General features: G+C 62.1%; 22 protein-coding genes, 1 tRNA gene and 3 pseudogenes. 7 read left to right on the forward strand and 19 right to left on the reverse strand.

What is annotated here, in order from left to right:
* Positions 1-40: 40 nt before the first annotated feature.
* The 7 genes from LG385_RS01025 to pilB form a co-directional block, all read right to left on the reverse strand.
* On the reverse strand, positions 41-1,339 hold the full coding sequence (locus LG385_RS01025) for an NAD(P)/FAD-dependent oxidoreductase (RefSeq protein WP_225771752.1): 1,299 nt from the start codon (positions 1,337-1,339) through the stop codon (positions 41-43).
* A gap of 302 nt (positions 1,340-1,641) precedes the next feature.
* Entirely contained in the window at positions 1,642-2,271 is a 630-nt protein-coding gene (locus tag LG385_RS01030) for a DUF1780 domain-containing protein (RefSeq protein ID WP_181115610.1), read from the reverse strand.
* A gap of 73 nt (positions 2,272-2,344) precedes the next feature.
* Positions 2,345-2,548 carry a DNA gyrase inhibitor YacG gene (gene yacG / locus LG385_RS01035; protein WP_181115608.1) on the reverse strand — a complete coding sequence of 68 codons (204 nt, stop codon included), beginning with the start codon at positions 2,546-2,548 and terminating at the stop codon, positions 2,345-2,347.
* On the reverse strand, positions 2,545-3,168 hold the full coding sequence (coaE, locus tag LG385_RS01040) for a dephospho-CoA kinase (RefSeq protein ID WP_225771754.1): 624 nt from the start codon (positions 3,166-3,168) through the stop codon (positions 2,545-2,547). The genes yacG and coaE overlap by 4 nt, the downstream gene beginning before the upstream one ends.
* Positions 3,165-4,040: a prepilin peptidase gene (locus LG385_RS01045; RefSeq protein ID WP_225771756.1), complete on the reverse strand. Its 876-nt coding sequence runs from the start codon at positions 4,038-4,040 to the stop codon at positions 3,165-3,167. The genes coaE and LG385_RS01045 overlap by 4 nt, the downstream gene beginning before the upstream one ends.
* On the reverse strand, positions 4,041-5,267 hold the full coding sequence (locus tag LG385_RS01050; RefSeq protein WP_225771758.1) for a type II secretion system F family protein: 1,227 nt from the start codon (positions 5,265-5,267) through the stop codon (positions 4,041-4,043). It abuts the gene before it with no gap.
* A gap of 3 nt (positions 5,268-5,270) precedes the next feature.
* Positions 5,271-6,965: a type IV-A pilus assembly ATPase PilB gene (gene pilB / locus LG385_RS01055; RefSeq protein WP_225771760.1), complete on the reverse strand. Its 1,695-nt coding sequence runs from the start codon at positions 6,963-6,965 to the stop codon at positions 5,271-5,273.
* 226 nt (positions 6,966-7,191) lie between these two features.
* On the opposite strand from pilB, the gene LG385_RS01060 reads away from it, so the two are divergent.
* The 3 genes from LG385_RS01060 (at position 7,192) to LG385_RS01070 (ending at position 8,216) form a co-directional block, all read left to right on the forward strand.
* A complete protein-coding gene (locus LG385_RS01060) occupies positions 7,192-7,602 on the forward strand; it encodes a pilin (protein ID WP_181115599.1) in 411 nt (136 codons plus the stop codon).
* A 55-nt stretch (positions 7,603-7,657) separates the two neighbouring features.
* Positions 7,658-8,074 carry a pilin gene (locus LG385_RS01065; RefSeq protein ID WP_225771762.1) on the forward strand — a complete coding sequence of 139 codons (417 nt, stop codon included), beginning with the start codon at positions 7,658-7,660 and terminating at the stop codon, positions 8,072-8,074.
* Positions 8,075-8,140: 66 nt separating this feature from the next.
* Positions 8,141-8,216: transfer RNA gene (locus LG385_RS01070), tRNA-Thr, on the forward strand.
* 39 nt (positions 8,217-8,255) lie between these two features.
* On the opposite strand, the gene LG385_RS01075 is transcribed toward LG385_RS01070, so the two are convergent.
* The 8 genes and pseudogenes from LG385_RS01075 to LG385_RS25585 all read right to left on the reverse strand — a co-directional run.
* Positions 8,256-8,807, reverse strand: a complete 552-nt coding sequence (locus LG385_RS01075; RefSeq protein ID WP_225771764.1) for an arsinothricin resistance N-acetyltransferase ArsN1 family B — start codon at positions 8,805-8,807, stop codon at positions 8,256-8,258.
* Positions 8,808-8,809: 2 nt separating this feature from the next.
* The gene (locus LG385_RS01080) at positions 8,810-9,280 is read right to left on the reverse strand and encodes an arsenate reductase ArsC (RefSeq protein WP_225771766.1); all 471 of its coding nucleotides are present in this window, start codon (positions 9,278-9,280) and stop codon (positions 8,810-8,812) included.
* A gap of 9 nt (positions 9,281-9,289) precedes the next feature.
* Positions 9,290-10,579 carry an arsenic transporter gene (locus LG385_RS01085; protein ID WP_225771768.1) on the reverse strand — a complete coding sequence of 430 codons (1,290 nt, stop codon included), beginning with the start codon at positions 10,577-10,579 and terminating at the stop codon, positions 9,290-9,292.
* Positions 10,580-10,588: 9 nt separating this feature from the next.
* A complete protein-coding gene (locus LG385_RS01090) occupies positions 10,589-10,939 on the reverse strand; it encodes a metalloregulator ArsR/SmtB family transcription factor (protein WP_225771770.1) in 351 nt (116 codons plus the stop codon).
* Positions 10,940-11,207: 268 nt separating this feature from the next.
* A pseudogene (locus LG385_RS25570) lies at positions 11,208-12,092 on the reverse strand (methyl-accepting chemotaxis protein); the annotation flags it as partial.
* Positions 12,093-12,155: 63 nt separating this feature from the next.
* Positions 12,156-12,665: pseudogene (locus LG385_RS25575) on the reverse strand (MCP four helix bundle domain-containing protein); the annotation flags it as partial.
* Between the two features lie 90 nt (positions 12,666-12,755).
* Positions 12,756-13,523: a methyl-accepting chemotaxis protein gene (locus LG385_RS25580; RefSeq protein ID WP_413247346.1), complete on the reverse strand. Its 768-nt coding sequence runs from the start codon at positions 13,521-13,523 to the stop codon at positions 12,756-12,758.
* A 165-nt stretch (positions 13,524-13,688) separates the two neighbouring features.
* Positions 13,689-14,381, reverse strand: a pseudogene (locus LG385_RS25585) (methyl-accepting chemotaxis protein); the annotation flags it as partial.
* Between the two features lie 244 nt (positions 14,382-14,625).
* Here LG385_RS25585 and LG385_RS01105 point away from each other — a divergent pair.
* On the forward strand, positions 14,626-15,402 hold the full coding sequence (locus tag LG385_RS01105; protein WP_225771776.1) for an EAL domain-containing protein: 777 nt from the start codon (positions 14,626-14,628) through the stop codon (positions 15,400-15,402).
* Between the two features lie 13 nt (positions 15,403-15,415).
* Here the strand turns inward: LG385_RS01105 and LG385_RS01110 are convergent, their stop codons facing one another.
* Positions 15,416-15,961 (reverse strand): cupin domain-containing protein, encoded by a 546-nt coding sequence (locus LG385_RS01110; RefSeq protein WP_181115581.1) that lies wholly within the window; start codon positions 15,959-15,961, stop codon positions 15,416-15,418.
* 41 nt (positions 15,962-16,002) lie between these two features.
* Positions 16,003-16,851, reverse strand: coding sequence for a carboxylating nicotinate-nucleotide diphosphorylase (gene nadC, locus LG385_RS01115; protein WP_225771779.1), 849 nt, complete (start codon positions 16,849-16,851; stop codon positions 16,003-16,005).
* Positions 16,852-17,211: 360 nt separating this feature from the next.
* Here nadC and LG385_RS01120 point away from each other — a divergent pair, with 360 nt between their 5' ends.
* From LG385_RS01120 to ampE, 3 genes are all read left to right on the forward strand, one after another.
* The gene (locus LG385_RS01120) at positions 17,212-19,440 is read left to right on the forward strand and encodes a DUF1631 domain-containing protein (protein ID WP_225771781.1); all 2,229 of its coding nucleotides are present in this window, start codon (positions 17,212-17,214) and stop codon (positions 19,438-19,440) included.
* Positions 19,441-19,521: 81 nt separating this feature from the next.
* A complete protein-coding gene (ampD, locus tag LG385_RS01125) occupies positions 19,522-20,103 on the forward strand; it encodes a 1,6-anhydro-N-acetylmuramyl-L-alanine amidase AmpD (RefSeq protein ID WP_225771783.1) in 582 nt (193 codons plus the stop codon).
* Positions 20,100-20,942: a regulatory signaling modulator protein AmpE gene (ampE, locus tag LG385_RS01130; RefSeq protein ID WP_225771785.1), complete on the forward strand. Its 843-nt coding sequence runs from the start codon at positions 20,100-20,102 to the stop codon at positions 20,940-20,942. Before ampD ends, ampE begins: the two co-directional genes overlap by 4 nt.
* Before the next feature lie 4 nt (positions 20,943-20,946).
* On the opposite strand, the gene LG385_RS01135 is transcribed toward ampE, so the two are convergent.
* Both LG385_RS01135 and cra read right to left on the reverse strand, forming a co-directional pair.
* A complete protein-coding gene (locus tag LG385_RS01135; RefSeq protein ID WP_225771787.1) occupies positions 20,947-21,729 on the reverse strand; it encodes a TatD family hydrolase in 783 nt (260 codons plus the stop codon).
* 3 nt (positions 21,730-21,732) lie between these two features.
* Positions 21,733-22,725, reverse strand: coding sequence for a catabolite repressor/activator (cra, locus tag LG385_RS01140; RefSeq protein WP_181115570.1), 993 nt, complete (start codon positions 22,723-22,725; stop codon positions 21,733-21,735).
* Positions 22,726-22,776 lie beyond the last annotated feature (51 nt).

Below are 22,776 nucleotides of genomic sequence, written 5' to 3' on the forward strand. Positions count from 1 at the left end.
CAAGGCGGGCACGTTCGCCGGCTACGTCGGCTGCTACATCTCAGTGCAGCTTGAGCCGTGGCTCGGTGCCGCGCCCCAGGCGGCTGCCCAGCATGGACATGGCAGTACGGAACGGGCCATACAGCGCCATCTGGTGCATGCGGTACAGCGACACGTAGAACATCCGCGCCAGCCAGCCTTCCAGCATCACGCTGCCGGTAAGGTTGCCCATCAGGTTACCCACCGCCGAGAAACGGCTGAGGGAAATGAGCGAACCGTAGTCGGTGTAGCGATATTCGGGCAGCGTGCCGCCTTCGAGCCGAGCCTTGAGTGACTTCACCAGCAGCGAGGCTTGCTGGTGCGCGGCCTGGGCCCGTGGCGGTACGTTACGGTCGCTGCCGGGCTGCGGGCAGGCGGCGCAGTCACCGAAGGCGAAGATATTGTCATCCAGCGTGGTTTGCAGGGTAGGGCGCACCTGCAACTGGTTGATGCGGTTGGTTTCCAGGCCGCCGAGGTTTTCCAGGAAGGCTGGGGCACGAATGCCTGCCGCCCACACCTTCAGCCGCGCCGGAATCACCTTGCCGTCGGTGGTGTGCAGGCTGTCGGCGGTCACCTCGCTTACGGCGGCACCGGTGAGTACCGTTACGCCCAGTTTTTCCAGGGTGCGGTGCACCGGTGTGCTGATCCGCTCAGGCAAGGCAGGCAATACCCGTGGGCCTGCCTCGATTACGGTGATGCGCATGTTTTCCGGGCGAATACGGCCCAGGCCATAGGCGGCCAGCTCGTGGGCGGCATGGTGCAGTTCGGCGGCGAGTTCTACGCCAGTTGCGCCCGCGCCGACGATGGCCACGGTGATCTCTTCCTGATGCGAGTCTTCCTGCGCGTGGGCCCGCAGGTAGGCGTTCAGCAGCTGCTGGTGGAAGCGCTCGGCCTGCTTGCGGGTGTCCAGGAACAGGCAATGCTCGGCCGCGCCCTTGGTGCCGAAATCGTTGGTGGTGCTGCCCACGGCGATCACCAGCGTGTCGTAGGCCAGTTCACGCTCCGGTACCAGCTCGGTGCCGCTGTCGTCCAGCGTAGCGGCCAGGGTGATCCGCTGGTTGGCGCGGTCCAGCCCACTCATACGGCCCAGCTGGAACTCGAAGTGGTTCCACTTGGCCTGGGCGAGGTAATTGAGCTCGTCGCCGGACGAGTTCAAGGAGCCCGCCGCCACTTCGTGCAGCAGGGGTTTCCAGATGTGGGTCAGGTTGGCATCCACCAGGGTAACGCTGGCCTTGCCGCGTTTGCCCAGGGTTTTACCCAGGCGGGTCGCCAGTTCCAGGCCGCCGGCGCCGCCGCCAACGATCACGATGCGATGTTTCATGGAGGTATCTCGTAAGGTTGAAAAATCCGTGCTCCCTGGCCGCAATGGGCGGCGAGGGCGACTGGACGGGGCGAGCGCAAGGCAGCTTCGAGCGCCCATCCAGGCTGAGGCAGTGTTCAGGTTGCGCGAATAGACCGCGGCGCCGGGCAAAATGTTGCACGCAGCGAGCTGGCATTTTTCCAGGGCTGGAAGAGGAGGGCAGCGGTGCGGTAAGGCGAGGGGCGGGCATTCGACAGGCCGGCAGGTGTACGCAATGCGCTAGTTTTAACACTGTCCCGGGCGCGGCGCCATGGGCGCGGTTGTCACAGGGTTATCCCCACGTCGAACAGAATGCTTCGGCCCAGGTTCGCCCGCAGAAAGTCGGGCGCATCCGGGTGGGCGAACAGCACCCGCGCAAAGTTGGGCCCCACCAGCGACAACGACCGCCAGCCCTGGCGCAGGTACTCTGTGGGTGGGGGGAAATGGCTGTTGAGGTTGAGCACGTCGCGCTTGAGGCTGGCGAAGGCGATCATGTCCAGCTCGCCCAGGTCCAGGCCTCGTTCCAGGTAGTTGTGGGCTTTCTTGCGCAAGGTAGGCCCCAGCCGCGTCAGCAGCTCCGGGGCGCGGATGCGTTTGGGCCGAGCTTCCCGGCGTACTAGCTGGCTGAGGGAGAAGGCGCTGCGGCGGCGTTGCAACTCCTCGCGCCACTCATCATTGAGGCGGCGGCCTTCGTCCAGCACAAAGAACACTTCGAAGTTGGCGTCGCGAAACAGCACGTCGGGCGGCTCCTGGCCTACCGGCAGGAACTCCTCCGTGCTGTAGGCGATGTTCAGGCCTTGCAGCAGCCGCTGGCACACCCAACGCTCGCGCTCCCACTTGCGCGCATTGGAGAGCAGCGCGTTCGCTTCTTCGGCCTGGGTGGTCAACAGGCGCAGGTAGTCGGAATCGTCCATGGCCTTGCCTCATGTGCGGCTTGGGCTATTCGTAACAGCCATGGCGAAGGACGACAAGCCCTGAACAGCAGGCTTAGTGATGGCTGGGCGGCAAATCGCCGGAAAACAGCTCATCCTCGGACTCTTCGCGGCCGGCAATCTTGTGCTCTTCGGACGCCCAGGCGCCCAGGTCGATCAGCTTGCAGCGGTCCGAACAGAAGGGCCGGTTGGGGGAGGCACTGCTCCATTCCACAGGGGCCCCACAGGTGGGGCAATTGACGAGGGTGGGTTGGGTCATGAATGCATTCCAGCTAAAGACAAGTAAACAAGGTGCAGGCGGTCTACCTCCGCCTGGAGGTGTTCGAGGGTATTGTCGTTGAGAATAACGTCATCGGCCAAGGCCCGGCGGTCCTCCCGGGTGGCCTGGGCGGCCAGTATGGCGTCGATCTGCGTCTGGCTGCTGCCGTCCCGCCGTAAGGTTCGTTCGACCTGAAGCTCCCGCGGGGCGTCGATCACCAGCAGGCGGTTGGCCAGGCGGTACTGCCCGGACTCGATCATCAATGGCGAAACAAACACGGCATACGGCGATTTCGCCGCCTGCAGGCGCTGGGCAATTTCCGTGGCAATCAATGGGTGCAGCAGCTTTTCTACCCACAGGCGCTCGTCGGTGCTTTCGAAGATGCGCTTGCGCAGCTCGGCGCGGTGCAAGGTGCCGTCCGCCTGCACAATGCCCTCGCCAAAGTGCTCTGCCAACGCCGCCAGCGCCGGCCGGCCGGGTTCTACCACCCAGCGCGAGGCCTGGTCGGCGTCTACCACTTCCAGCCCCAGCTGGGCGAAGCGGTCCGCCGCCGCGCTTTTGCCGCTGCCGATACCGCCCGTAAGGCCTAGCACCCAAGGGTGCGATTTGCTTGCGCTCATTGGCCGAACCCCGCGAGCTGAAGATAGGACGTGGTTATTTCATCACCCCAGATCAGCGCGATCCAGCCGGCAACCGCCAGGTAGGGCCCGAAAGGGATGGGCGCGGCATGGCTGGCACCCCGGGCGCGCAGCATGAGCGTGCCCAGCACGGCGCCCACCGCACTGGAAAGCAGTATGGTCAGCGGCAGCACTTGCCAGCCACCCCAGGCGCCAATCAGCGACAGCAGCTTGAAGTCCCCATAACCCATGCCTTCTTTGCCAGTAAGCAGGCGGAATACCCAGAACACCAGCCACAGGCTGAGGTAGCCGGCCACGGCCCCCCACAGCGCATCCGCCAGCGGCACGAACAGCCCAAGGGCATTCACGATCAGGCCCAGCCACAACAACGGCAGCACCAAGGTATCAGGCAGCAGCTGGTGATCCACGTCGATCATGCTCATCGCCAGCAAGCCCCACGTGAGCAGCGACATGGCCGCCCCCTGCCAGGTAGCGCCGAAGTGCCAGGCGATAAAGGCCGACAGCAGCCCGCACGCCAGTTCTACCAGCGGGTAACGGCGTGGGATGTGTGCCTGGCAGCCCGAGCAACGTCCGCGCAGCCAGAGGTAACTCACAATGGGGATGTTTTCCACAGCGCTGATGCGATGGCCGCACTGCGGGCAGGCCGAGCGCGGCACCATCAGGTTATACACAGGCCCTGGGGTTTCCTCTTCAAGCTTGAGGTATTCCCGGGCCTGCTTGCGCCAGTCGGCGTTCATCATGATGGGCAAGCGGTGAATCACCACATTGAGGAAGCTGCCCACTAGCAGGCCCAACAACAGCGCGCAGAGGGAGGTGGCCAGCGGTGAGCTGGCCAGAAGGTCGAAAGCAGGCATTTAAACGACAGAACCGAGCTGGAAGATGGGAAGGTACATGGCGATCACCAACCCGCCGACGAGTACGCCGAGCACAGCCATGATCATGGGTTCCATGAGGGTGGTGAGGTTGTCGACGGAATTATCCACCTCGCCTTCAAAATAACTGGCAACCTTGTCCAGCATGCCGTCCAGCGCGCCGGACTCTTCGCCGATGGACGTCATCTGGATTGCCATGCTGGGGAACGCTCCGGTGTTTCGCATCGAGACATTGAGTTGCATGCCCGTGGAAACATCCTGGCGGATTTGATAAACCGCGCGCTTGAACACCACGTTGCCCGTGGCCCCAGCGACAGAATCCAGTGCCTCAACCAAGGGTACGCCCGCTGCGAACGTAGTCGATAGGGTGCGAGCGAAGCGGGCCACTGACGATTTGTAGAGAATGCCGCCCACGATAGGGATCTTCAGAAGGAACCTGTCCACACTATCGCGGAACCGCTGGTTGGTTTTATGCAAACGGCGGAACACGTATATCACCCCAACGATTCCCGCCAGGACGATATACCACCACGCCTGCAAGGCCTCGGATAGGTTGATGACCATCTGCGTAAACGCCGGGAGTTCAGCCCCGAACCCTTCGAATACACTTTTAAACTGCGGAACCACCTTGATCAGCAGGATCGCCGAAACCACACAGGCAACAACGAGAACGGCGATAGGGTAGGTCATCGCTTTCTTGATCTTGGCCTTCAATGCCTCGGTCTTTTCCTTGTAGGTCGCCACCCGGTCCAGCAGCGTTTCCAGCGCACCGGCCTGTTCGCCGGCATTTACCAGGTTGCAATACAAATCGTCGAAGTATTCGGGCTTGCGCCGCAGAGAGTTGGCGAAACTGTTACCCGCCGCAACTTCCTGCTTCAGTTCGTCGACCAGCTTCTTCATGTTGGGGTTATCCACCCCCTCGATGATGATGTCGAAGGACTGCAGCATGGGCACGCCGGCTCGCATCATCGTCGCCATTTGGCGAGTAAAGAAGGCGATGTCCAGCGGCTTGATCTTTTTGCCTTTGCCGAACAGTGACGTTGCTTGTTTTTTAACCTTGCCGGGATTGATGCCCTGGCGCCGCAGTTGCGCTTTCACAAGGGCAACGCTGGCCGCAGACATCTGCCCACTGACCTTCGCACCCTTGCGGTCGACACCCTGCCAGCTGAATACGGACGGCTTGATTGGCTTTACTGCTTTTACGGCCATGGCTTAGTCCTTGGTCACCCGGTTGACTTCTTCCAGGCTGGTTACACCCTGTATCACCTTCGCTAACCCGGACTGGCGCAGGTCGCTGAAACCTTCAGCCCGCATTTGCACGGCAATATCGATGGAGTTCGCAGCTTCCATGATCAGCCGTTGTAGCGCCGGGGTGTTTTTCACCACCTCATAGATACCCTGTCGGCCGCGGTAACCATTGTTGCACTGGTCACACCCTTTGGGCTCATACACCTTGAACGTGCCGATGCTTTCCGGCGGGAAGCCTTCCTCGATCAATACGTCACGGGGGATATCCGCCTCTTGCTTGCAGTGCGGGCACAACTTGCGCGCCAGCCGCTGGGCGATGATCAAGTTCACCGAGGTTGCGATGTTAAAGCCGGCCACACCCATGTTCTGCAAGCGGGTGAGGGTTTCCGCCGCGCTGTTGGTGTGCAGGGTGGACAGTACAAGGTGGCCGGTTTGCGCCGCCTTGATGGCGATTTCGGCGGTTTCCAGGTCGCGGATTTCCCCCACCATGATCACGTCAGGGTCTTGCCGGAGGAACGAGCGCAGCGCCGAGGCGAAGTCCATCCCCTGCCGCGGGTTCACGTTCACCTGATTGATGCCTTCCATGTTGATTTCCACCGGGTCCTCGGCCGTGGAGATATTGATGTCCACCGTATTGAGGATGTTAAGGCCGGTGTACAGCGACACGGTTTTACCCGAACCGGTAGGCCCGGTTACCAGGATCATCCCTTGAGGCTGGCTGAGCGCGTCCAGATACAACTGCTTCTGGTTTTCCTCATACCCCAGTGCGTCGATACCCAGCTGGGCGCTGGTGGGGTCCAGGATACGCATCACGATCTTCTCGCCCCACAGCGTGGGCAAGGTGTTGACCCGGAAGTCGATGGCCTTGCTCTTGGAAATGCGCATCTTGATGCGCCCGTCCTGGGGCTTGCGGCGCTCGGAAATATCCAGGCTGGCCATCACCTTCAGGCGCGCGGCAATCCGCCCCGCCAGGCTGATAGGGGGTCGGGCAATCTCCCGCAGCATGCCGTCGGTACGGAAGCGCACCCGATAGGCCCGTTCGTAAGGCTCGAAGTGAAGGTCGGATGAGCCGCTGCGGATCGCATCCAACAGCATCTTGTTCACGAAGCGAACCACCGGTGCGTCGTCGGCGTCCCCACCCGGCGCGTCGTCGCGCTTGTCATCGGTGGATTCGATATCCAGGCCATCGAGGTCCACATCGGCCAGGTCCTCAAGGCCAGTGTTGCTCTCGAAGAAGCGGTCAATCGCGTCGCTGAGCTTGTCGTCCTCTACCAGAATGGCTTCTGCGTTCAGCCCGGTGTTGAACTGGATGTCTGTGATGGCTTGCTGGTTGGTAGGGTCCGACAGAGCAATGAACAGCTTGTTGCCCCGGCGCCACAGCGGCAAGGCCCGATGCTGGCGTACCAGCCGCTCGTTGACTACACCTTGCGGGAACGCGTCCTTGTCGATGGTGGAAATATCCAGCACCGCCATGCCGAACTGGTCCGCCGCCAGCTCCGCGATGTCCCGCCCACGCACCAGCTTCGTTTGCACGAGGTAATGCACCAGCGGGATCTTGTTGCGTTGGGCCTGCTGGAACGCCTGCTGGGCGTTTTTCTCGTTCAACAGTTCTGCAACGACCAACTGCTTGGCCAGGCCGGTTAGGGCGATGTCATTCATGGGTAGCCAGACTCCTTCGGTCGCTCGTTTATAGCCTAGTCCACCTGCGGGTGCCAAATGATTGGGGCAAAGTGACAAAAAACGTCAGTTAGCGACGAAGCGGAGGTATGGGCAAAATGATGGCCATTGCCGGTGTTGGGCCGGAAACGTTGCCCTCTGGCGCTTGGCATGGCGGTTGCTCCATGGCTTTCAGGTCACAAGGCCTTGTCGCATTAGGAGAACGAGTATGAAGAATCAGAAGGGTTTTACCCTTATTGAATTGATGATCGTGGTTGCGATCATCGGTATTTTGGCGGCGATTGCTATTCCGGCTTATTCGAAGTATCAGGCGCGGGCAAAAGTCTCGGCTGGGTTTGCCGAAATTTCTGCCATGAAAACTAACTTCGAAGATCTGCTGAATAACGGAGCAACAAGTGCCGACGCGGCAGCGTTAGGCGTAGCAGCTTCGTCCGCGAACTGTACTTATGGGATCACTTTCAGCCAAACGGGAACGCTCACTTGCACGCTGCTTAACGCTCCAGCTGCAGTTGCAGGCGGTACTATAACGCTTACCCGTACTGCGGCGGCGGGTTGGACCTGTGCTACCAACACCAGCATCGCTGAAGAATACAGGCCTAAAGGCTGCACCGGCAGCTAACTGGCAGATATCAAGGCTCGTTTCCGGGCCTTGATTCTTTGCAGGGAGCGCAGCCGTGAAAAGCGCAAAAGGCTTTACCCTGATCGAGTTGATGGTCGTAGTAGCGATAATCGGCATACTCGCGGCGATCGCGATTCCCGCATATACGTCTTACCAAGCCCGAGCCAAGGTGTTGGCAGGCGTGGCGGAAACGTCCGCGCTCAAAGCCGGTTTCCAGGACCGTCTCGAATCGGGCAGCAACGTAACCGCCCCAGGCGAGATCGGTGGCCAGGCGTCGACCGGAACCTGCGGCACTATTGCAGCGAGCGGTACGGCCGCCACTGGCCTTGGCACTATTGTCTGCACCATTACCAATGCCCCCGCTTCGGTGGATGGCCAAACCATCACCTGGACACGGGACGCAACGCCGGCCTGGACCTGCGCCACCACTGCCCCAGCCGCCTACGCCCCGAAATCCTGCCCGGGCGCCTGAAAAAGCCAGCTTCTACAAAGGCTTGCCCGTGCGCCCGAGCGGTGATAGCGTACACACCCGAAACACGCCGGTGTAGCTCAGTCGGTAGAGCAGCGCACTCGTAACGCGAAGGTCGCAGGTTCGATTCCTGTCTCCGGCACCATCTCCCCCGCGGCCTCGCCCGCAATCGCAACGCCCAACCTCACTCCACCACCAGCTCCGCAAACGGAATCACCTCGCCCGGCGGCGTAGCCCCATTCAAAGCTCTGCGCCAATACCCTACGTCATGCCATTTGCCGTGCTTGAACCCGACTTCCGGGTAGGTGCCGATGTGCACGAAGCCTAGCGCTTCATGCAGCCCGATGCTCCCAGCATTCGGCAGGGCAATACCCGCGTAGGCCGCATGAAACCCTTGGCGTTCCAGCAAGGGCAGCAAGCGCTGGTAGAGTGCACGGCCGATGCCTTTACGGTGGGCGTTTGACGCAACGTACACCGTGACATCCACAGACCACCGATACGCGAGCCTCGCCCGGTGCGCGCTGGCATAGGCATACCCCATCACCTGGCCATCCTCTTCGGCAACCAGGTACGGAAACATCGGCAACGTAGCCGTGATCCGCTGCGCGATCTCTTCGACAGAGGGCGGCGCCAGTTCAAAGGAGATCGCCGTGTGTTCCACCACGGGCGCATAGATCGCCTGGATGGCCGCAGCGTCTGAAGGGGTGGCTACGCGGATCTGGCAATCAATGGCCATGGTTATAACGCCCCAATCCGATCCAGCGCCTGCTTCAAGTCGGCTGCGCTCATGCTTGCGAAGTCCAGCGCAAAGAACGCCTCGAAGCGTCGGCGAATATGCGCCACGGTGTCATCGAACGCCGCCTGCACCTGCTCATCATCTCCGGCTACCTCGGAAGGGTCTTCCAATCCCCAATGGCTTTTTACCGCTGGGCCAAAGTAAACAGGGCAGGGCTCGCCGCTGGCCTTGTCGCACACGGTAATCACGATGTCGGGCGGGTTGTGCTCAAAGCTGTCCGAGCCCTTGCTGTACAACGGGGCCGTGTCCACGCCCAGCGCCCGCAACGTGCTGATGGCGCGCGGGTTCAGCCGGCCGCTGGGAAAGCTGCCCGAACTCACGGCGGTCATGCCGGAGGGCGCCAGGTGATTGAACAGCCCTTCGGAGAGCACGCTCCGGCAGCTGTTGGCGGTGCACATGAACAGAATTTTCATCGCTTGCTCTCAGGGGTGGATGCTCAGCCGCAGCGCCAGCGCAGCCAGGGTAACCAGTAAAATGGGGAGGGTAAGTACGCTGCCAACCTTGAAGTAATAACCCCAGGTAATGCGGATGTCCTTCTTCGCCAATACGTGAAGCCATAGCAGCGTGGCGAGGCTGCCGATGGGCGTGATTTTCGGGCCGAGATCGCAGCCGATGACGTTGGCGTACACCATGGCCTGATGCACTACACCGGTGGCATGGCTGCCCTGAATCGAAAGGGCGCCGATCAGTACGCTGGGCAGGTTGTTCATCACCGAGGACAGCAGCGCGGCGATCATGCCGGTACCTAGCGTGGCCGCCCACAACCCCTGTTTGCCCAGCGCGTCGAGCACCGAGGCCAGGGCGTCGGTAAGGCCGGCGTTACGCAGCCCGTACACCACCAGGTACATGCCCAGCGAGAACACCACGATATGCCAGGGCGCGTGCCTGATCACCTTACGGGTGGAAATGCGGTGCCCTTTGCCGGCAATCAACAGCAGTATCACCGCACACACCGCAGCCACCGCACTCACGGGCACACCGAGCGGTTCCAGTGCGAACAGGCCCAACAGCAATAGCGCCAGTACCCACCAGCCGGCCACGAATGTGGCGCGGTCATGGATAGCTTCAGCGGGTTTGCGCAGTGCTTCCGACGCGTACCGGGCCGGGATGTCCTTTCGGTAGAACACCCACAGCATCAGCAAGGTGGCCGCCACGCTCACCACATTCACTGGCCACATCACGGAGGCGTATTCGCCGAACCCGACCTTGAAGAAGTCCGCCGACACGATATTTACCAGGTTGGACACCACCATGGGCAGGCTTGCCGTGTCCGAGATAAACCCCGCCGCCATCACGAACGCCAGCGTAGCCGCCGGGCTGAAGCGCAGCGCGGTGAGCATGGCGATCACGATCGGGGTAAGGATCAGCGCGGCGCCATCGTTGGCGAATACCGCGGACACGGCCGCGCCGAGCAGCACCATCAGCGCAAACAAACGGCTGCCGTTGCCCCGGCCCCAGCGGGCCACGTGCAAGGCAATCCACTCGAAGAACCCCGCTTCATCCAGCAACAGGCTGATGATAATGATCGCAATGAACGTGGCCGTGGCGTTCCACACCACATGCCACACCGCCGGCACATCGCCCAGGCTCACCACCCCTGTCACCAGCGCCAGCACGGCGCCGCCCGCCGCACTCCAACCTACCCCCAGCCCCTTGGGCTGCCAGATCACCAGCACCAGGGTGAACACGAAAATCGCTACGGCAATCAGCATTGTCAAACCTCAGCAACAGGACGTCTGGCGAACGGGGCGGCTTTGCATCGAGGCAAGCCTGTGAGCGTCATGGTCGATCCAGCCGTGATTGGCCTTTAGCGTTACAGCCAGCACTTCCCGCACCCAGTCGGGTAGTTGTGAGTGCAGCTGATAGTAGATCCACTGCCCTTGGCGGCGATCTTCAAGCAAGCCGCAATTACGCAGCTGCGCGAGGTGGCGGGAGACCTTTGGCTGGCTATCGTCCAGCGCCCAGATCAGCTCGCACACGCAAAGCTCGCCTTGGGCCAACAGCATCAGCATGATCCGCGCCCGGGTTTCGTCTCCCAGGCATTTGAAAACAGTGGAAGGGGAGAGGCTCACGGGGGATTCCTGTATCTGCTAATTCGTATATTCGAATTTACGCATATTAAGGTCGAAACGAAATCCCTGCTATCTGCTCGCCGCTTTCTATTGCTGAAAAAACTATCGCTCCGCCTCACACCTCAAACCGCCCGATCGACGCCTGCATGGCCGCAGCTGCCGCGTTCAGCTGCGCAGCCGTTTCCTGCAACAGGTGCATCGAAGCGCTATAGCTGCGGGAGCGCTCGGCGATGGCAGTCACCCGGCGCGCCATCTCATCGCTGGCCGTGCTTTGCTCGCTGATGGTGCTGGATATGTCTTCAACGCGCTCGGCGGCGTTATGGGCGCCGCTTCTTATCTCGTTGATCGACACCCCCGCTTCCTGTGCCAGGGCAACGCCTTCGTCTACGCGGGCCACGCAGGCCTGCATATTGGTGGCGGCGTCCCGGGCGCTGCCACGCAGGCGCTCGATCATGGCGGTGATTTCCTGCGTGGACTTGGAGGTGCGCGCCGCCAGCCCGCGTACTTCGTCCGCAACCACGGCAAAACCTCGCCCTGCTTCGCCTGCCCGGGCTGCCTCGATCGCGGCGTTGAGCGCCAGCAAGTTGGTTTGCTCGGCAATGCTTTTGATCACCTGGATGATCGAATGGATTTCCTCGGAGGACGCGTCGAGCGAAACAATGCTGTTGGATGACTGGCTGACCACCTCGGCGATGCGCGTCATGCTGCCCACCACCCCGAGGATGACCTGGCCTCCGCTGCCAGCCAACGCCTCCGATTGCGCCGACAAGCCGCGGGCAGTGTCGGCATGGTCCGCCACCTGGGTGATGTTCGCCATCATCTGTTCCATGCTGGCCGCCACGCTGGTGGCGTTATCGGCCTGTTCGTCCGCGCTGGCCACCACGTCTTCCGCCGTTTGCCCCAGCTGGCGCGAGGCGCTAAGCAGCGCCTGGCTCTCATGCCGAACCGTGCCGATCATTTCCCGCAGACTGCCCTGCATCTCTGCAATGGCTTGCAACAGGTCGCCCATTTCGTCCCGGCTGGCGTGGCGCGGCGGCGCCTGCCGGAGGTCACCGCCGGCAATGGCTTTGGCCGAGGTAATGATGCCGGCCAGCGGGCGCAGTACGCCGCTGAGTACCTGGCGGCAGAGAAAGCCCAGCGCCACCACAATCATCACAACGCACAGCGCCAGCCAGCGTGCCGCGGCCAGCAGGGTGGCGGTCTGTCGCTCACTGCTGGCGCTGGCATTGGCCTCGATCAAATCGCTGAGTTTTTCGTTGCTGGCTTCCATCGCCTCAAACGCCGCGTTGAAAGCCGGGCGCAGTGGTTGAGCACGTGCGGGGTCTGAAACCGCTACGTCGATCAATGCGCTAGCGCTCTGGATATATCGCTCGGCCTGCGCGGGCAATGATTGAAGCGCGGTGGAAAGTTCACCTGGGAGGGGCGCCTGGGCATTGGCGCGGGTGGAATCGCGCATGCTTTGCGCATGTTCGTTGAAGCCTTCGCGCACCGCCGCCGCGCCTTGGTTATCCCCGGGTGCGGTGAGCAGCGCGGCCAGCACGTCGCCGCGGATGGCGTCATGCATCATGTCCGCCTGCATATGCTGCCGTATCGCCAACAGGCTGGTTTCGTTCTCTTTCAGCGCGGCCACGATCTGCTGATAGCACAGCGTGCCGATCACCGACAGCAACACTACCGAGAACAAGGTGATCAAGCCTGAAGCGATGATCTTTGTGCGGATCTTCACGCGTGCCAGCCCTCGATTTACTGCATGTGGGGGAAGTCTAGCCGCCCGGCCCGCCGCCGCCAGCGTTCGCGGCGGCAGGGCCGGCCGGGATCAATTACCCAGGCGTGCCGTCAGGGCATTCAGTTGCCCAGACAAGTCATGCAGCCGCCCACTGGCGCCCTCCGTATCCTGCACGCTTTGCTGGTTGGCCACGGCGATGGTCGTGATCTCGGTGAGGTTGCGCGAGATGTCCTCGGCCACCGCAGTCTGCTCTTCGGCGGCTGTGGCGATCTGCTGGTTCATGCCGCGGATCGCTTCGATGGCGGAGGTAATACGCTGCAACATCGCCCCGGTCTTGTTCACGTGCTCCACGCTTTGCTCGCTGCGCTGTTTGCCGCTCTCGATCGCCCGCGCCGCATCGGTGGTTCCCAGTTGAACGGCATCGATAATCTGGTTGATCTCGCTGATCGAAGAGGACGTACGCTGGGCCAGGCTGCGCACTTCATCCGCCACCACCGCGAAGCCGCGCCCAGCCTCTCCGGCGCGTGCCGCTTCGATCGCAGCGTTCAACGCCAACAGGTTGGTTTGTTCAGCGATCCCGCGAATCACCTCAAGCACCTTGCCCACCCGGCCGCTGTCGTTTTCCAGCTTGCGGATCACCGACGCCGTGGTTTCGATTTCCACCCGCATATGGTCGATTGCCTCGATGGTCGCCTGCATCACCTCACCGCCCTGGTGAGCGGAGTGGTCCGCATCTTCCGCAGCCCGAGCGGCTTCCTGCGCATGGTGGGCCACTTCCTGGGCGGTGGCGGACATCTCATGCATGGCCGTGGCGACCTGGTCGGTACGAGTAAACTGCTCCTCGGTGCCGGTGGCCATCTGCCGGGCGATCTGGTGGAGCGCGGAGCTGGCGCCGTCGAGCTCGCTGGCGTTGCGCTTGAGCCGGGTAAACGTTTCGTCGAGGAAATCGCGCAAGGTGTTGGCGGCTATCGCCAGCTGGCCCAATTCATCCTGGCGATCGTTATGAACGCGTTCCGCGAATTTGCCTTTGCTCAGGTCGGCCACGTACGCGATCAACCGGGTAACCGGCGCTACCAGCCGACGGGTCACCAGCCACAGGCTCAGGCAGGCGACCAACAGCGTGGACACAACAAGAATCGACAGGCCAAGCCAGAGGATTTGCTCGGCCCGGGCGCTGATGAGGGTGGCCTGGGTGCGGGCATCCTTGCTCATGTCCTCAGCCAGCTGGCTGAGCTGATCGGTCAGTGCCCGGTCGACCCCTTGCACGGCGCGGTCGCCGGCTACCGGGTCGGCACCCGTGGCAACAAACGCATCGCGGCCCTTACTGTAGGCCGCCAACAAGGCCTGATGCCCCTCGCGCACCTGGGTAGCGCGCTGCTTCAACGCTGCGGGCATATCGGGCTCGGCAATCAGCTCGGCGAGCAGCCCCTGAACGGCACGGTGGCGATCTTCGAACTGCCCCCAGTACTTGGCCAGATCAGCCGGTTGCTTGCCGCGCAGCAGTACGTTTTTCCATTCCTGCACCTGCACCTTGAACTGCAGGTTGGTTTCTTCCACAAGCTGGGCGGCCCGCACGGGGCCATCCACCAGGGCGCGGTAATCCTGTACGGCGTGAGACAGGAATTGGAAACAGCCCAACGCAATCAACAGGATCGCTAACAAACTGCTGCCAATCAGCAGCAACATTTGGGCCTTCAGGGAGGTCTTCAAAGACATGGTGGTTTCTCGCGCGGAGCATGGGCCGGTTTCGTGTAGTCGGACCCTCCTTGTCCCTCGCTATCCACATCGGCCACAGGATGTTTCGCTTTAATACGACAGCCCCCGCTTGTCGGGCGGCATGCAAGAACTTGCGGCTGCGGCCGAGAAAGCTGAACGCAGGCGGGCAAGCTTTTAGCGCCCTAGGGGCTCGCCAAGATGATGCCTAAGTGACACTATTGAACGATTGTATCTGGAGGAACATATGGCCAGGCCCCTATTCGAACAGCCTTTCGTGCCGGTCGGGTGCGCACAGTGTCGTGCGCTCGAGAAGCTCGATTTCGAGTTCACAATGGCGTTTCAGCCCATTCTGGACGTTCCCCGCGGGGTCCCGTTTGCCTACGAAGCCCTGGTTCGTGGCGTGCGGGGCGAGGGCGCAGGGCAAATACTGGCGCAGGTGAACGACACCAACCTTTATCGGTTCGACCAGGCATGCAGGGTCAAGGCCATTGAACAGGCGGCCAGCTTGCGCCTGCAGGACCTCCCTGATTGCAAGCTGAGCATCAATTTCTTTCCCAACGCCGTGTACCGCCCGGAAACCTGCATCCGTGCCACGGTCGAGGCCTCGCGCCAGTTCGGCTTCCCGTTGAACAGGTTGATGTTCGAGGTGATGGAAGGCGAGCGGGTGGAGGAGCCTGATCATCTGAAAGGTATCTTCGCCGAGTACGAACGCCAGGGCTTTACCACGGCCATCGACGATTTCGGTTCGGGGTACTCTGGCCTGAACCTGCTGGCAACCTTCCAGCCCCACGTGATCAAGCTGGATATGGTGCTCACCCGCAGCATCGATACCGACAAGGTTCGTCAGGCAATTGTGGGTGGGATCATTCTGGCAGCCGGCCAGCTGAACATCCGGATCGTTGCCGAAGGCGTGGAAACCGAAGCCGAGCGCGACACCTTGCTCGGCCTGGGTATCGAATTGATGCAGGGCTACCTGTTCGCGAAGCCGGAAATCGGGCGGTTGCCGCTGGCCAACTTCTGACCCGCGGCCGCGCTCAGAAGTTGGCCGGGGTATTGGCGCTGATGATCTCGGCTTCGTCCGGCCCGATGTTCTTGAAGCTGTGGGGCAGGGTGGTAGGGAAGTAGTAACCATCCCCTGGCTGCAGAATGCTCACCTCGCCATTGATGGTGAGTTCGATGGTGCCTCGCGTTACCAGCCCGCATTCCTCCCCCTCAGGGTGAACGATGGGCTCGCCGCTGTCTGCGCCAGGTGCGTACAGCTCGCGCAACATGCGCATTTCCCGATTCTTCACGGTTGCACCCACCAGCAGCAGGCGTACGCCATGGCGGCCGAGGTCTGGCTGGGTGGCTGCACGGAAGATATGCGGGTTTTCCACCGGCACTTCATCAGCCGTGAAAAAGTCCGCCAGCGACATGGGAATGCCTTCGAGCAGCTTTTTCAGCGAGCTGACCGAAGGGCTGACGCGGTTCTGTTCGATCAGCGAAATCGTGGCGTTGGTAACGCCGCTGCGCCGGGCCAGTTCTCGCTGGGAGAGCTGGTGGCGTTCACGCACCATTTTCAGTCGTGGCCCGATGTCCATAGCACCCTTATCGATGGGAAAGAAAACGCGGCCGGGGCCGCTTACAGGCTCAGGCGCATCGACAGGTCGACCGCCTTCACATCCTTGGTGAGGGTGCCGATGGAGATGTAATCCACCCCCGTTTCCGCCACCTCACGCAACGTGCTGTCGTTGATGCCGCCGCTGGCTTCGAGCTTGGCTTTGCCTGCGACAAGGCGCACGGCCTCGCGCATGTCGGCCAGGCTCAGCTCATCGAGCATGATGATGTCCGCGCCGCCCGCCAATGCCTGGTTCAGCTCATCGAGGCTTTCTACCTCGACCTCTACCGGTTTGCCTGGCGCGATGGCACGGGCGGCGGTAATGGCAGCAGCAATACCGCCACAGGCGGCAATGTGGTTTTCCTTGATGAGGAAAGCATCATAGAGGCCGATCCGGTGGTTATCACAGCCCCCGCAGGTAATGGCGTACTTTTGCGCCAGACGCAACCCAGGCAGGGTTTTGCGTGTGTCGAGCAGGCGCACCTGCGTGTGAGCGACCTGATCGGCATAGTGCCGTGCGCGCGTAGCCACCCCAGACAGCAACTGAAGGAAGTTCAGCGCCGAGCGCTCGCCGGTCAGCAACGAACGGGCAGGGCCTTCTACACTGAACAACACCTGGCCCGGCAGGGCGCGGTCGCCGTCGACTACTTGCCAGTGCACCGCAACGCGCGGGTCCAGTTGGCGAAACACCGCATCGACCCAAGCCGTACCGGCTACCGTGCAGGCCTCGCGAGTGATCACGCTGGCACGCGCCAGGCGCTCGGCGGGAATCAGCTGCGCGGTGATGTCGCCGGCACCTACGTCTTCAAGCAGTGCTCGCCGCACATTGGCTTCGATTTCCGCAACCAGGTCAGCGATCCGTACGTTCGGCATGAAACACTCCGGGGGCAAATTCGGGGGCGATTATAGGGCAGTGCCTTGCTGCTGCGTACCCCGCAAGCAGGCGGAGCGGCAATTTGGTTTTTTTAGGAGGTGGCTGGGAGCTTTTCCCATTCAGCGCGGTCTATGCGTCATTGAGCCATTGGTGAATCAGCGCCCTCTTCGGCATTCGGGATCTAGTTCACAACACAGCACGTCTGGTAATTGACGTCACAACTTTGGCGCTTCATGCTCATGGTAGCTGAGTTCGGCAGGCATCTTTCTTTACAGCCACGCCGCAATGAGTCTGCCAGGGGCAGTGCATTGGACAATTTTGTATATCGAGTGCCCGACCTTTCTTACCAGGAGCCCGCCATGCCCACAGATGGCAAAGTGGTACCCCTCAAGGTACCTGCCGACCAGGCGGCGGTAACCCCTCTTGCCCGCTTGCCGGTCGTACTGTTGCAGGTGCGCGATAAAGCCGCGCAGCAACTCAAGGACGGCCTGCAGGCGTTGTTTGATAACGCGGATGACACCTTGTTCGAAATGGCTGACAAGGCCCAGAACAATGTGGACCAAAACACCTTTTTCGAAGCCATGCGTGACCTTCGTCTCAAGCGCAAGAATATTGAGCGCGGGTTTCTGGAAAAATTCTATGAATCGTTCGTGCGCATCGGCCAGTACGAAGTAGGGGACATACCTTCACCTACGGTGGCCTATGACAAGCTGGCGCTGGTCCCCCATGACGAACTCGAGCGTACGGTGGCGCTGGATGCCATGGTGGGCAAGGTGCTGGCCCGCGATGGCCTGGCCCTCGGGCAGCTCACTACTCGCCTCAATACCCTGGTGCCACGCAAGCTGAACGACGAGAGCAACCCGCTGGGCCCTGCCATGTTGTGTGAGTTTTTCCTGCAAGCCGGGCGCAGCCTGGGCGTGGAAATCAAGGTCAAGCTGATCATTCTCAAGCTGTTCGACAAGTATGTGCTCAGCGACACCGATCATCTCTACGCCGACGCCAACCAGTTGCTGATCGCCACGGGTATTCTTCCAGAGCTGAAGGCCGCACCCAGCCGTCGCGCCGAAGACCGCCCGGCCAGTGCCCGAAAGCGGGAGGCGGATGCATCGCCCCACGCTCCAGTCGGCCGCCAGCCCGCGCACACCCAGGCGCCGCTGGATGAGAGCGTTCGGGAGGTGTTTTCTGCCCTTCAAGACCTGTTGCACGCTGTGCGCGGCAGCGTCGCTCCCAAGCTCGATACCCCGGTAGAGGCGCAGCCTATCTCCACCAACGACCTGCTTCGGCTGTTGTCGCACTTGCAGCAATACGTGCCTACCCACCCCACCAGCCACGAAGACTACGACCTGCGCTACCAGTTGGAGCAGCTGCTTACGCGGGTAAGTGTAAAAAGCGGCAAGTTCCGAGTGGTTGGGGGCGTGGATGAGGACGTCATCAATCTGGTAGCAATGTTGTTCGAGTTCATTCTCGACGACCGTAACCTGCCGGATTCGCTTAAAGCCCTGATCGGCCGCCTGCAAATCCCCATGCTCAAGGTAGCGGTGCTCGACAAAAGCTTCTTCAGCCGTGGTGCTCACCCGGCAAGGCGCTTGTTGAACGAGATCGCCAGTGCCGCCATGGGCTGGAGTACCCGGGACGAATCACAGCGCGATGCACTGCATGCCCGCATCGAGCAGATTGTGCAACGCCTGCTCAACGATTTTGTCGACGACCCGGCGCTGTTCTCCGAGCTGCTGGTGGACTTCCTTGCGTTCACCGGCGAAGAGCGCCGCCGCAGTGAGTTGCTGGAGCAGCGCACTCGCGATGCCGAGGAAGGCAGGGCGAGGGCCGAAATGGCCCGGATGCAGGTGCAACACGAATTGAACCGCCGGCTGATGGGCAAGACCCTGCCGCAGATGGTGGTGAGCTTGCTGGAAGAGGCGTGGAGCAAGTTCCTGCTGCTGACCTGGCTCAAGCACGGGGCGGATTCGGAAGAATGGAAAGCTGGCCTGGCCACCATGGACCAGCTTATCTGGAGCGTGGCACCCCACGACGACCCCCAAAGCCGCCTGCGCTTGCTGGAGCTGGTGCCGGGGCTGCTCAAGTCGCTGCGTGAAGGCCTTACCAGCTCGGCGTTCGACCCCTTTGCCACCAGCCAGTTTTTCAGCCAGCTCGAAAGCCTCCATGTACAAGCGTTCCAGCGCGAAACGCTCGGCGCCAGCCTTCCGGACCCGGCCAACGATCCGTCCATGGTGCAAGTGGTGGACGAGATCGTGCTGGGGGGCAGTGAGCCTTCCGCCCCCCGGGAGGTGGATACGCAAGTAGCCGAGGGTGACCCGGCGCTGCAACAGGTAGACGCGCTGCGGCCGGGCCTGTGGGTAGAGCTGGAGGAAGAGGACGATGCCCGCTTGCGCTGCAAGCTCACGGCAATCATCGAAAGCACGGGCAAGTACGTGTTCGTCAACCGCACCGGTATGAAGGTGCTGGAAAAGACCCGCATGGGGCTGGCGCTGGAGTTCCAGCAAGGCCGCATTCGCGTGCTCGATGACAACCTGCTCTTCGACCGCGCCCTGGATGCCGTGGTAGGGAAGTTGCGTCAGCTGAAAAGTTGACGCCTCGCCTGGTCGGCGCGCTGCGCTCATTGCCCGAACAAGGCATACTGCGCGCCTGAACCAAGCCTGCAAGGAACCCTTATGCGTCTCGATGAGGTCCGTCTGGATCCCGTCACCGGGTGGTGCGATGGCGTGCGCCATTGCCCCTCGCCCAACTTCAACACGCGGCCCTGCGATGAAGTGTCGCTGCTGGTCATCCACAACATCAGCTTGCCGCCGGGGGAGTTCGGCACGGGCAAGGTGGTCGAGTTCTTCCAGAACCAGCTGAACCCTACCGAGCACCCCTATTTCGAAAGCATTGCCGCGATGACGGTCTCGGCGCACTTCCTGATCGAACGCTGCGGCGCGATCACGCAGTTCGTCTCGTGCCGGGACCGTGCCTGGCATGCGGGCGTGTCGACGTTCGACGGCCGCGAGGGCTGTAATGATTTTTCCTTGGGGATCGAACTGGAAGGCACGGACGACCAGCCCTACACCGATGTCCAATACGCCAGCCTGCAGCACCTGAGCGAGCAGTTGCTGAGTGTGTACCCGGCCATCCTGCCTTCGCGTATCCAGGGCCACTGCCACATCGCGCCGGGCCGCAAGACCGATCCGGGGCCGGCTTTCGACTGGCCCCGTTACCTTTCCTGCCTGTCACCTGTCGAGGAGGGGCGCGCGTGAGCTTTCTGGTATTGCTGATCGTTGTATGGGTCGAGAAGTTTTCTGCCTGGCGCTCGCGCATTCAGCGTGATGGCTGGCTGATACGTGAACTGAAAGCACGGGAGCGCCAGCCGAAGGCTGAGCAACGGCCCTGGTGGCTGCTGGCATTGCTGGTAGGCCTGCCGGTGGCGTTGATAGCCGTGTTGCTGTGGGCGCTCAGCATGATTGCTTATGGCTGGCTGGCATTGCCGGTGCACTTGCTGGTGCTGCTTTACAGCCTGGGCCGGGGTGAGCCCAAGGCCGCCATGGGGCCGCTGCGTGACGCCTGGCGCCGCGGCGACGCCCAGGCGGCCTTGCATGTGGCCGAACGTGATCTGGGCGTAAGCGCGCAAAGCCCGCAGGGGCTGTCCGAGCAGGTGGAGGGATGGCTGCTGTGGCAGGCGTTTCAAAGCTTCTTCGCGGTGGTGTTCTGGTACAGCCTGCTCGGGCCTGCGCTGGCATTGGCGTATCGGCTGACGGCACTGGTTGCCGAGCACAGCGAAACGCCGGCCCTGACAGAGCGGGCCCGGTTGCTGCGGCATGCCCTGGACTGGCTACCGGCCCGCCTGTTGGCCGCAAGCTTCGCGCTGGTGGGCAACTTTGTAGCGGTGTGCCGCTGGATGCTCCATGAGCTATTGGACTGGCACGGCGCGGCTTCGCGGTTTGTAGCGCACACCGGCCGGTTGGCCGCAGACCTCGCTACGCCCGTCAGCGATGCCGAGCCGGTGGCCGGCCTCGATGCGCTCTGGGCCTTGCTGCAACGGGCGGCGGTGTTGTGGTACGCGCTGTTCGCGCTGTGGACGTTGTTGTATCGAGGGTAGAACTCTACCGCGCCCAGCCCAACACCTCATAGGCATTGCGGCTGCTGGCGTCGGCCAATTGTTCAGGGCTGATCCCGAGCAATTCGGCGAGCGCCCGGCAGATGTCCGGCAAATGCACAGGGCTGTTCCGCACGCCGGCGTGCATGCTCGGCGCCATGTCGGGGGCGTCGGTTTCCAGCACGATGCTGTCCAGCGGTAACCGGGGCACTACCTTGCGCAGGCGCAACGCCTGGGGCCAGGTAGGCGCGCCGCCAAGCCCGAGCTTGAACCCCAGCTTCAGATACTCGCGCGCCTCTTCCCAGCTGCCGGCGAATGCATGTATCACACCGCGCCGGGGCAGCTTGTAGCGCTTGAGCGTGGCGATCACCGCCGCGTGGCAATGCCGAACGTGAAGCAACACCGGCAGGTTGAAATCCACCGCCATCTGCAGTTGCGCCTCGAACAGCCATTGCTGGCGCTCCCGGTCCAGGTCCTTGAGGTAATAATCCAGCCCGAACTCACCCAGCGCACACAGGCGCTGGTTCCCGGCAAGCCGCTCAAGCCATGCTCGCAATTCATCCACATGCGCCTGGGTATGTTCATTGAGAAATACCGGGTGCAGCCCCAGCGCCGCATACAAGCGTGGGTCTTGCGTTGCCATGTGCCATACCCGGTCCCAGTTGGCGCGATGAACCCCCAGCACCACCACTCGCTGCACGCCCGCCGCTTGCGCGGCATCCAGCAGCGCGCCACGGTCGGCGTCGAAATCCGGAAAATCCAGATGCGTGTGAGTGTCCACCAGGTTCACAGGCTACTCGTCGATGCGTTTCTTGAAGGTACGAGGAATGGCATGCAAGCCGGGCCGATACTGCTTTTCTTCCAGTGCCGTAAGTGCGACGTCCAACGCACGGGTGGCAATCAGTTCGTGCTGTTGGGCCATGGCATTGATCGGCAGCGGTAGAAAATCCAGCAACTGAGTGTCACCGAAGGTGCCCAGGCGCAAGGCGCGCTCGGCGGGGGCTCGCTCTTTGAGAACATCGAACACCCCCTGAAGCAAAACATACGAGGTGGTCACCAAGGCGTCCGGCAGGCCACCGAGCTCAGCGATCAGTTCGTTCATCAGGCGCTGCCCGCATTCCCGGCTGAAGGCTTCGCCCTCACGCACCAGCACCTTGCCCGAAAAGTCGGCCAGCGCCTCCCTGAACCCACCCGCGCGCTCCTCGCTGATGCTCAGCTCCGGCCGAGCGCCAATCAGCGCGATATGCCGGGGCGCAGGCTTGAGCAGGCTTGCGGTGAGCAAGCGCGAAGCTTCGCGATCATCACTGATCACCGAGCAGAACTGGGCGGGGTCCATCTGCCGGTCGATGGCAATCACCGGCGTGCCGCGGCTTTGAATTTCCCGGTAGCAGCCATCGTTGGCCGGCAGGCAACTGGCCACGAACAATGCGTCGCAACGGCGCGCGCGGAACAGCTTCTGCAGCTGGCGCTCGCTGTCCGGGTCGTCGTCAGAGCTGGCAATCAGCAACTGATACCCACGGGCACGCGCCTGTTGCTCCAGAATCTTGGCAATGCGTGCATAGCTGGGGTTCTCGAGGTCTGGCAGGATGAAGCCCAGCGTGCGCGTGCGTTGGCTACGCAGGCCGGCGGCTTGCGGGTTGGGTGTGAAGCCGTGCTCATCCACGACGGCGCGCACCCGGGCAACGGTCGTCTGGCTGATGCGCTGCTGCACCGCCTTGCCGTTTATGACGTAGCTTGCGGTGGTCACCGAGACCCCGGCCAGCCGAGCAATATCGCTGAGTTTCAAGCAAAGGTTCCTTGTATGACGGCCCCGGCACCCCTGTGCTCAAAAGCCAGA

The sequence above is a fragment of the Pseudomonas sp. Marseille-Q5115 genome, assembly GCF_916618905.1.
GTDB classification, from domain to species: domain Bacteria; phylum Pseudomonadota; class Gammaproteobacteria; order Pseudomonadales; family Pseudomonadaceae; genus Aquipseudomonas; species Aquipseudomonas japonica_A.

Coding starts and splice junctions, on each gene's coding strand:
- LG385_RS01045 (WP_225771756.1), bottom strand. CDS start 4,040: ATGCCTGCTTTCGACCTTCTGGCCAGCTCACCGCTGGCCACCTCCCTC.
- coaE (WP_225771754.1), bottom strand. CDS start 3,168: ATGAGCGCAAGCAAATCGCACCCTTGGGTGCTAGGCCTTACGGGCGGT.
- LG385_RS01025 (WP_225771752.1), bottom strand. CDS start 1,339: ATGAAACATCGCATCGTGATCGTTGGCGGCGGCGCCGGCGGCCTGGAA.
- LG385_RS01075 (WP_225771764.1), bottom strand. CDS start 8,807: ATGGCCATTGATTGCCAGATCCGCGTAGCCACCCCTTCAGACGCTGCG.
- LG385_RS01110 (WP_181115581.1), bottom strand. CDS start 15,961: ATGGACATCGGGCCACGACTGAAAATGGTGCGTGAACGCCACCAGCTC.
- pilB (WP_225771760.1), bottom strand. CDS start 6,965: ATGAATGACATCGCCCTAACCGGCCTGGCCAAGCAGTTGGTCGTTGCA.
- LG385_RS01085 (WP_225771768.1), bottom strand. CDS start 10,579: ATGCTGATTGCCGTAGCGATTTTCGTGTTCACCCTGGTGCTGGTGATC.
- LG385_RS01060 (WP_181115599.1), top strand. CDS start 7,192: ATGAAGAATCAGAAGGGTTTTACCCTTATTGAATTGATGATCGTGGTT.
- nadC (WP_225771779.1), bottom strand. CDS start 16,851: ATGCCGAACGTACGGATCGCTGACCTGGTTGCGGAAATCGAAGCCAAT.
- LG385_RS25580 (WP_413247346.1), bottom strand. CDS start 13,523: ATGGCCACCGGCACCGAGGAGCAGTTTACTCGTACCGACCAGGTCGCC.
- LG385_RS01105 (WP_225771776.1), top strand. CDS start 14,626: ATGGCCAGGCCCCTATTCGAACAGCCTTTCGTGCCGGTCGGGTGCGCA.
- ampD (WP_225771783.1), top strand. CDS start 19,522: ATGCGTCTCGATGAGGTCCGTCTGGATCCCGTCACCGGGTGGTGCGAT.
- LG385_RS01080 (WP_225771766.1), bottom strand. CDS start 9,280: ATGAAAATTCTGTTCATGTGCACCGCCAACAGCTGCCGGAGCGTGCTC.
- LG385_RS01050 (WP_225771758.1), bottom strand. CDS start 5,267: ATGGCCGTAAAAGCAGTAAAGCCAATCAAGCCGTCCGTATTCAGCTGG.
- LG385_RS01120 (WP_225771781.1), top strand. CDS start 17,212: ATGCCCACAGATGGCAAAGTGGTACCCCTCAAGGTACCTGCCGACCAG.
- LG385_RS01030 (WP_181115610.1), bottom strand. CDS start 2,271: ATGGACGATTCCGACTACCTGCGCCTGTTGACCACCCAGGCCGAAGAA.
- yacG (WP_181115608.1), bottom strand. CDS start 2,548: ATGACCCAACCCACCCTCGTCAATTGCCCCACCTGTGGGGCCCCTGTG.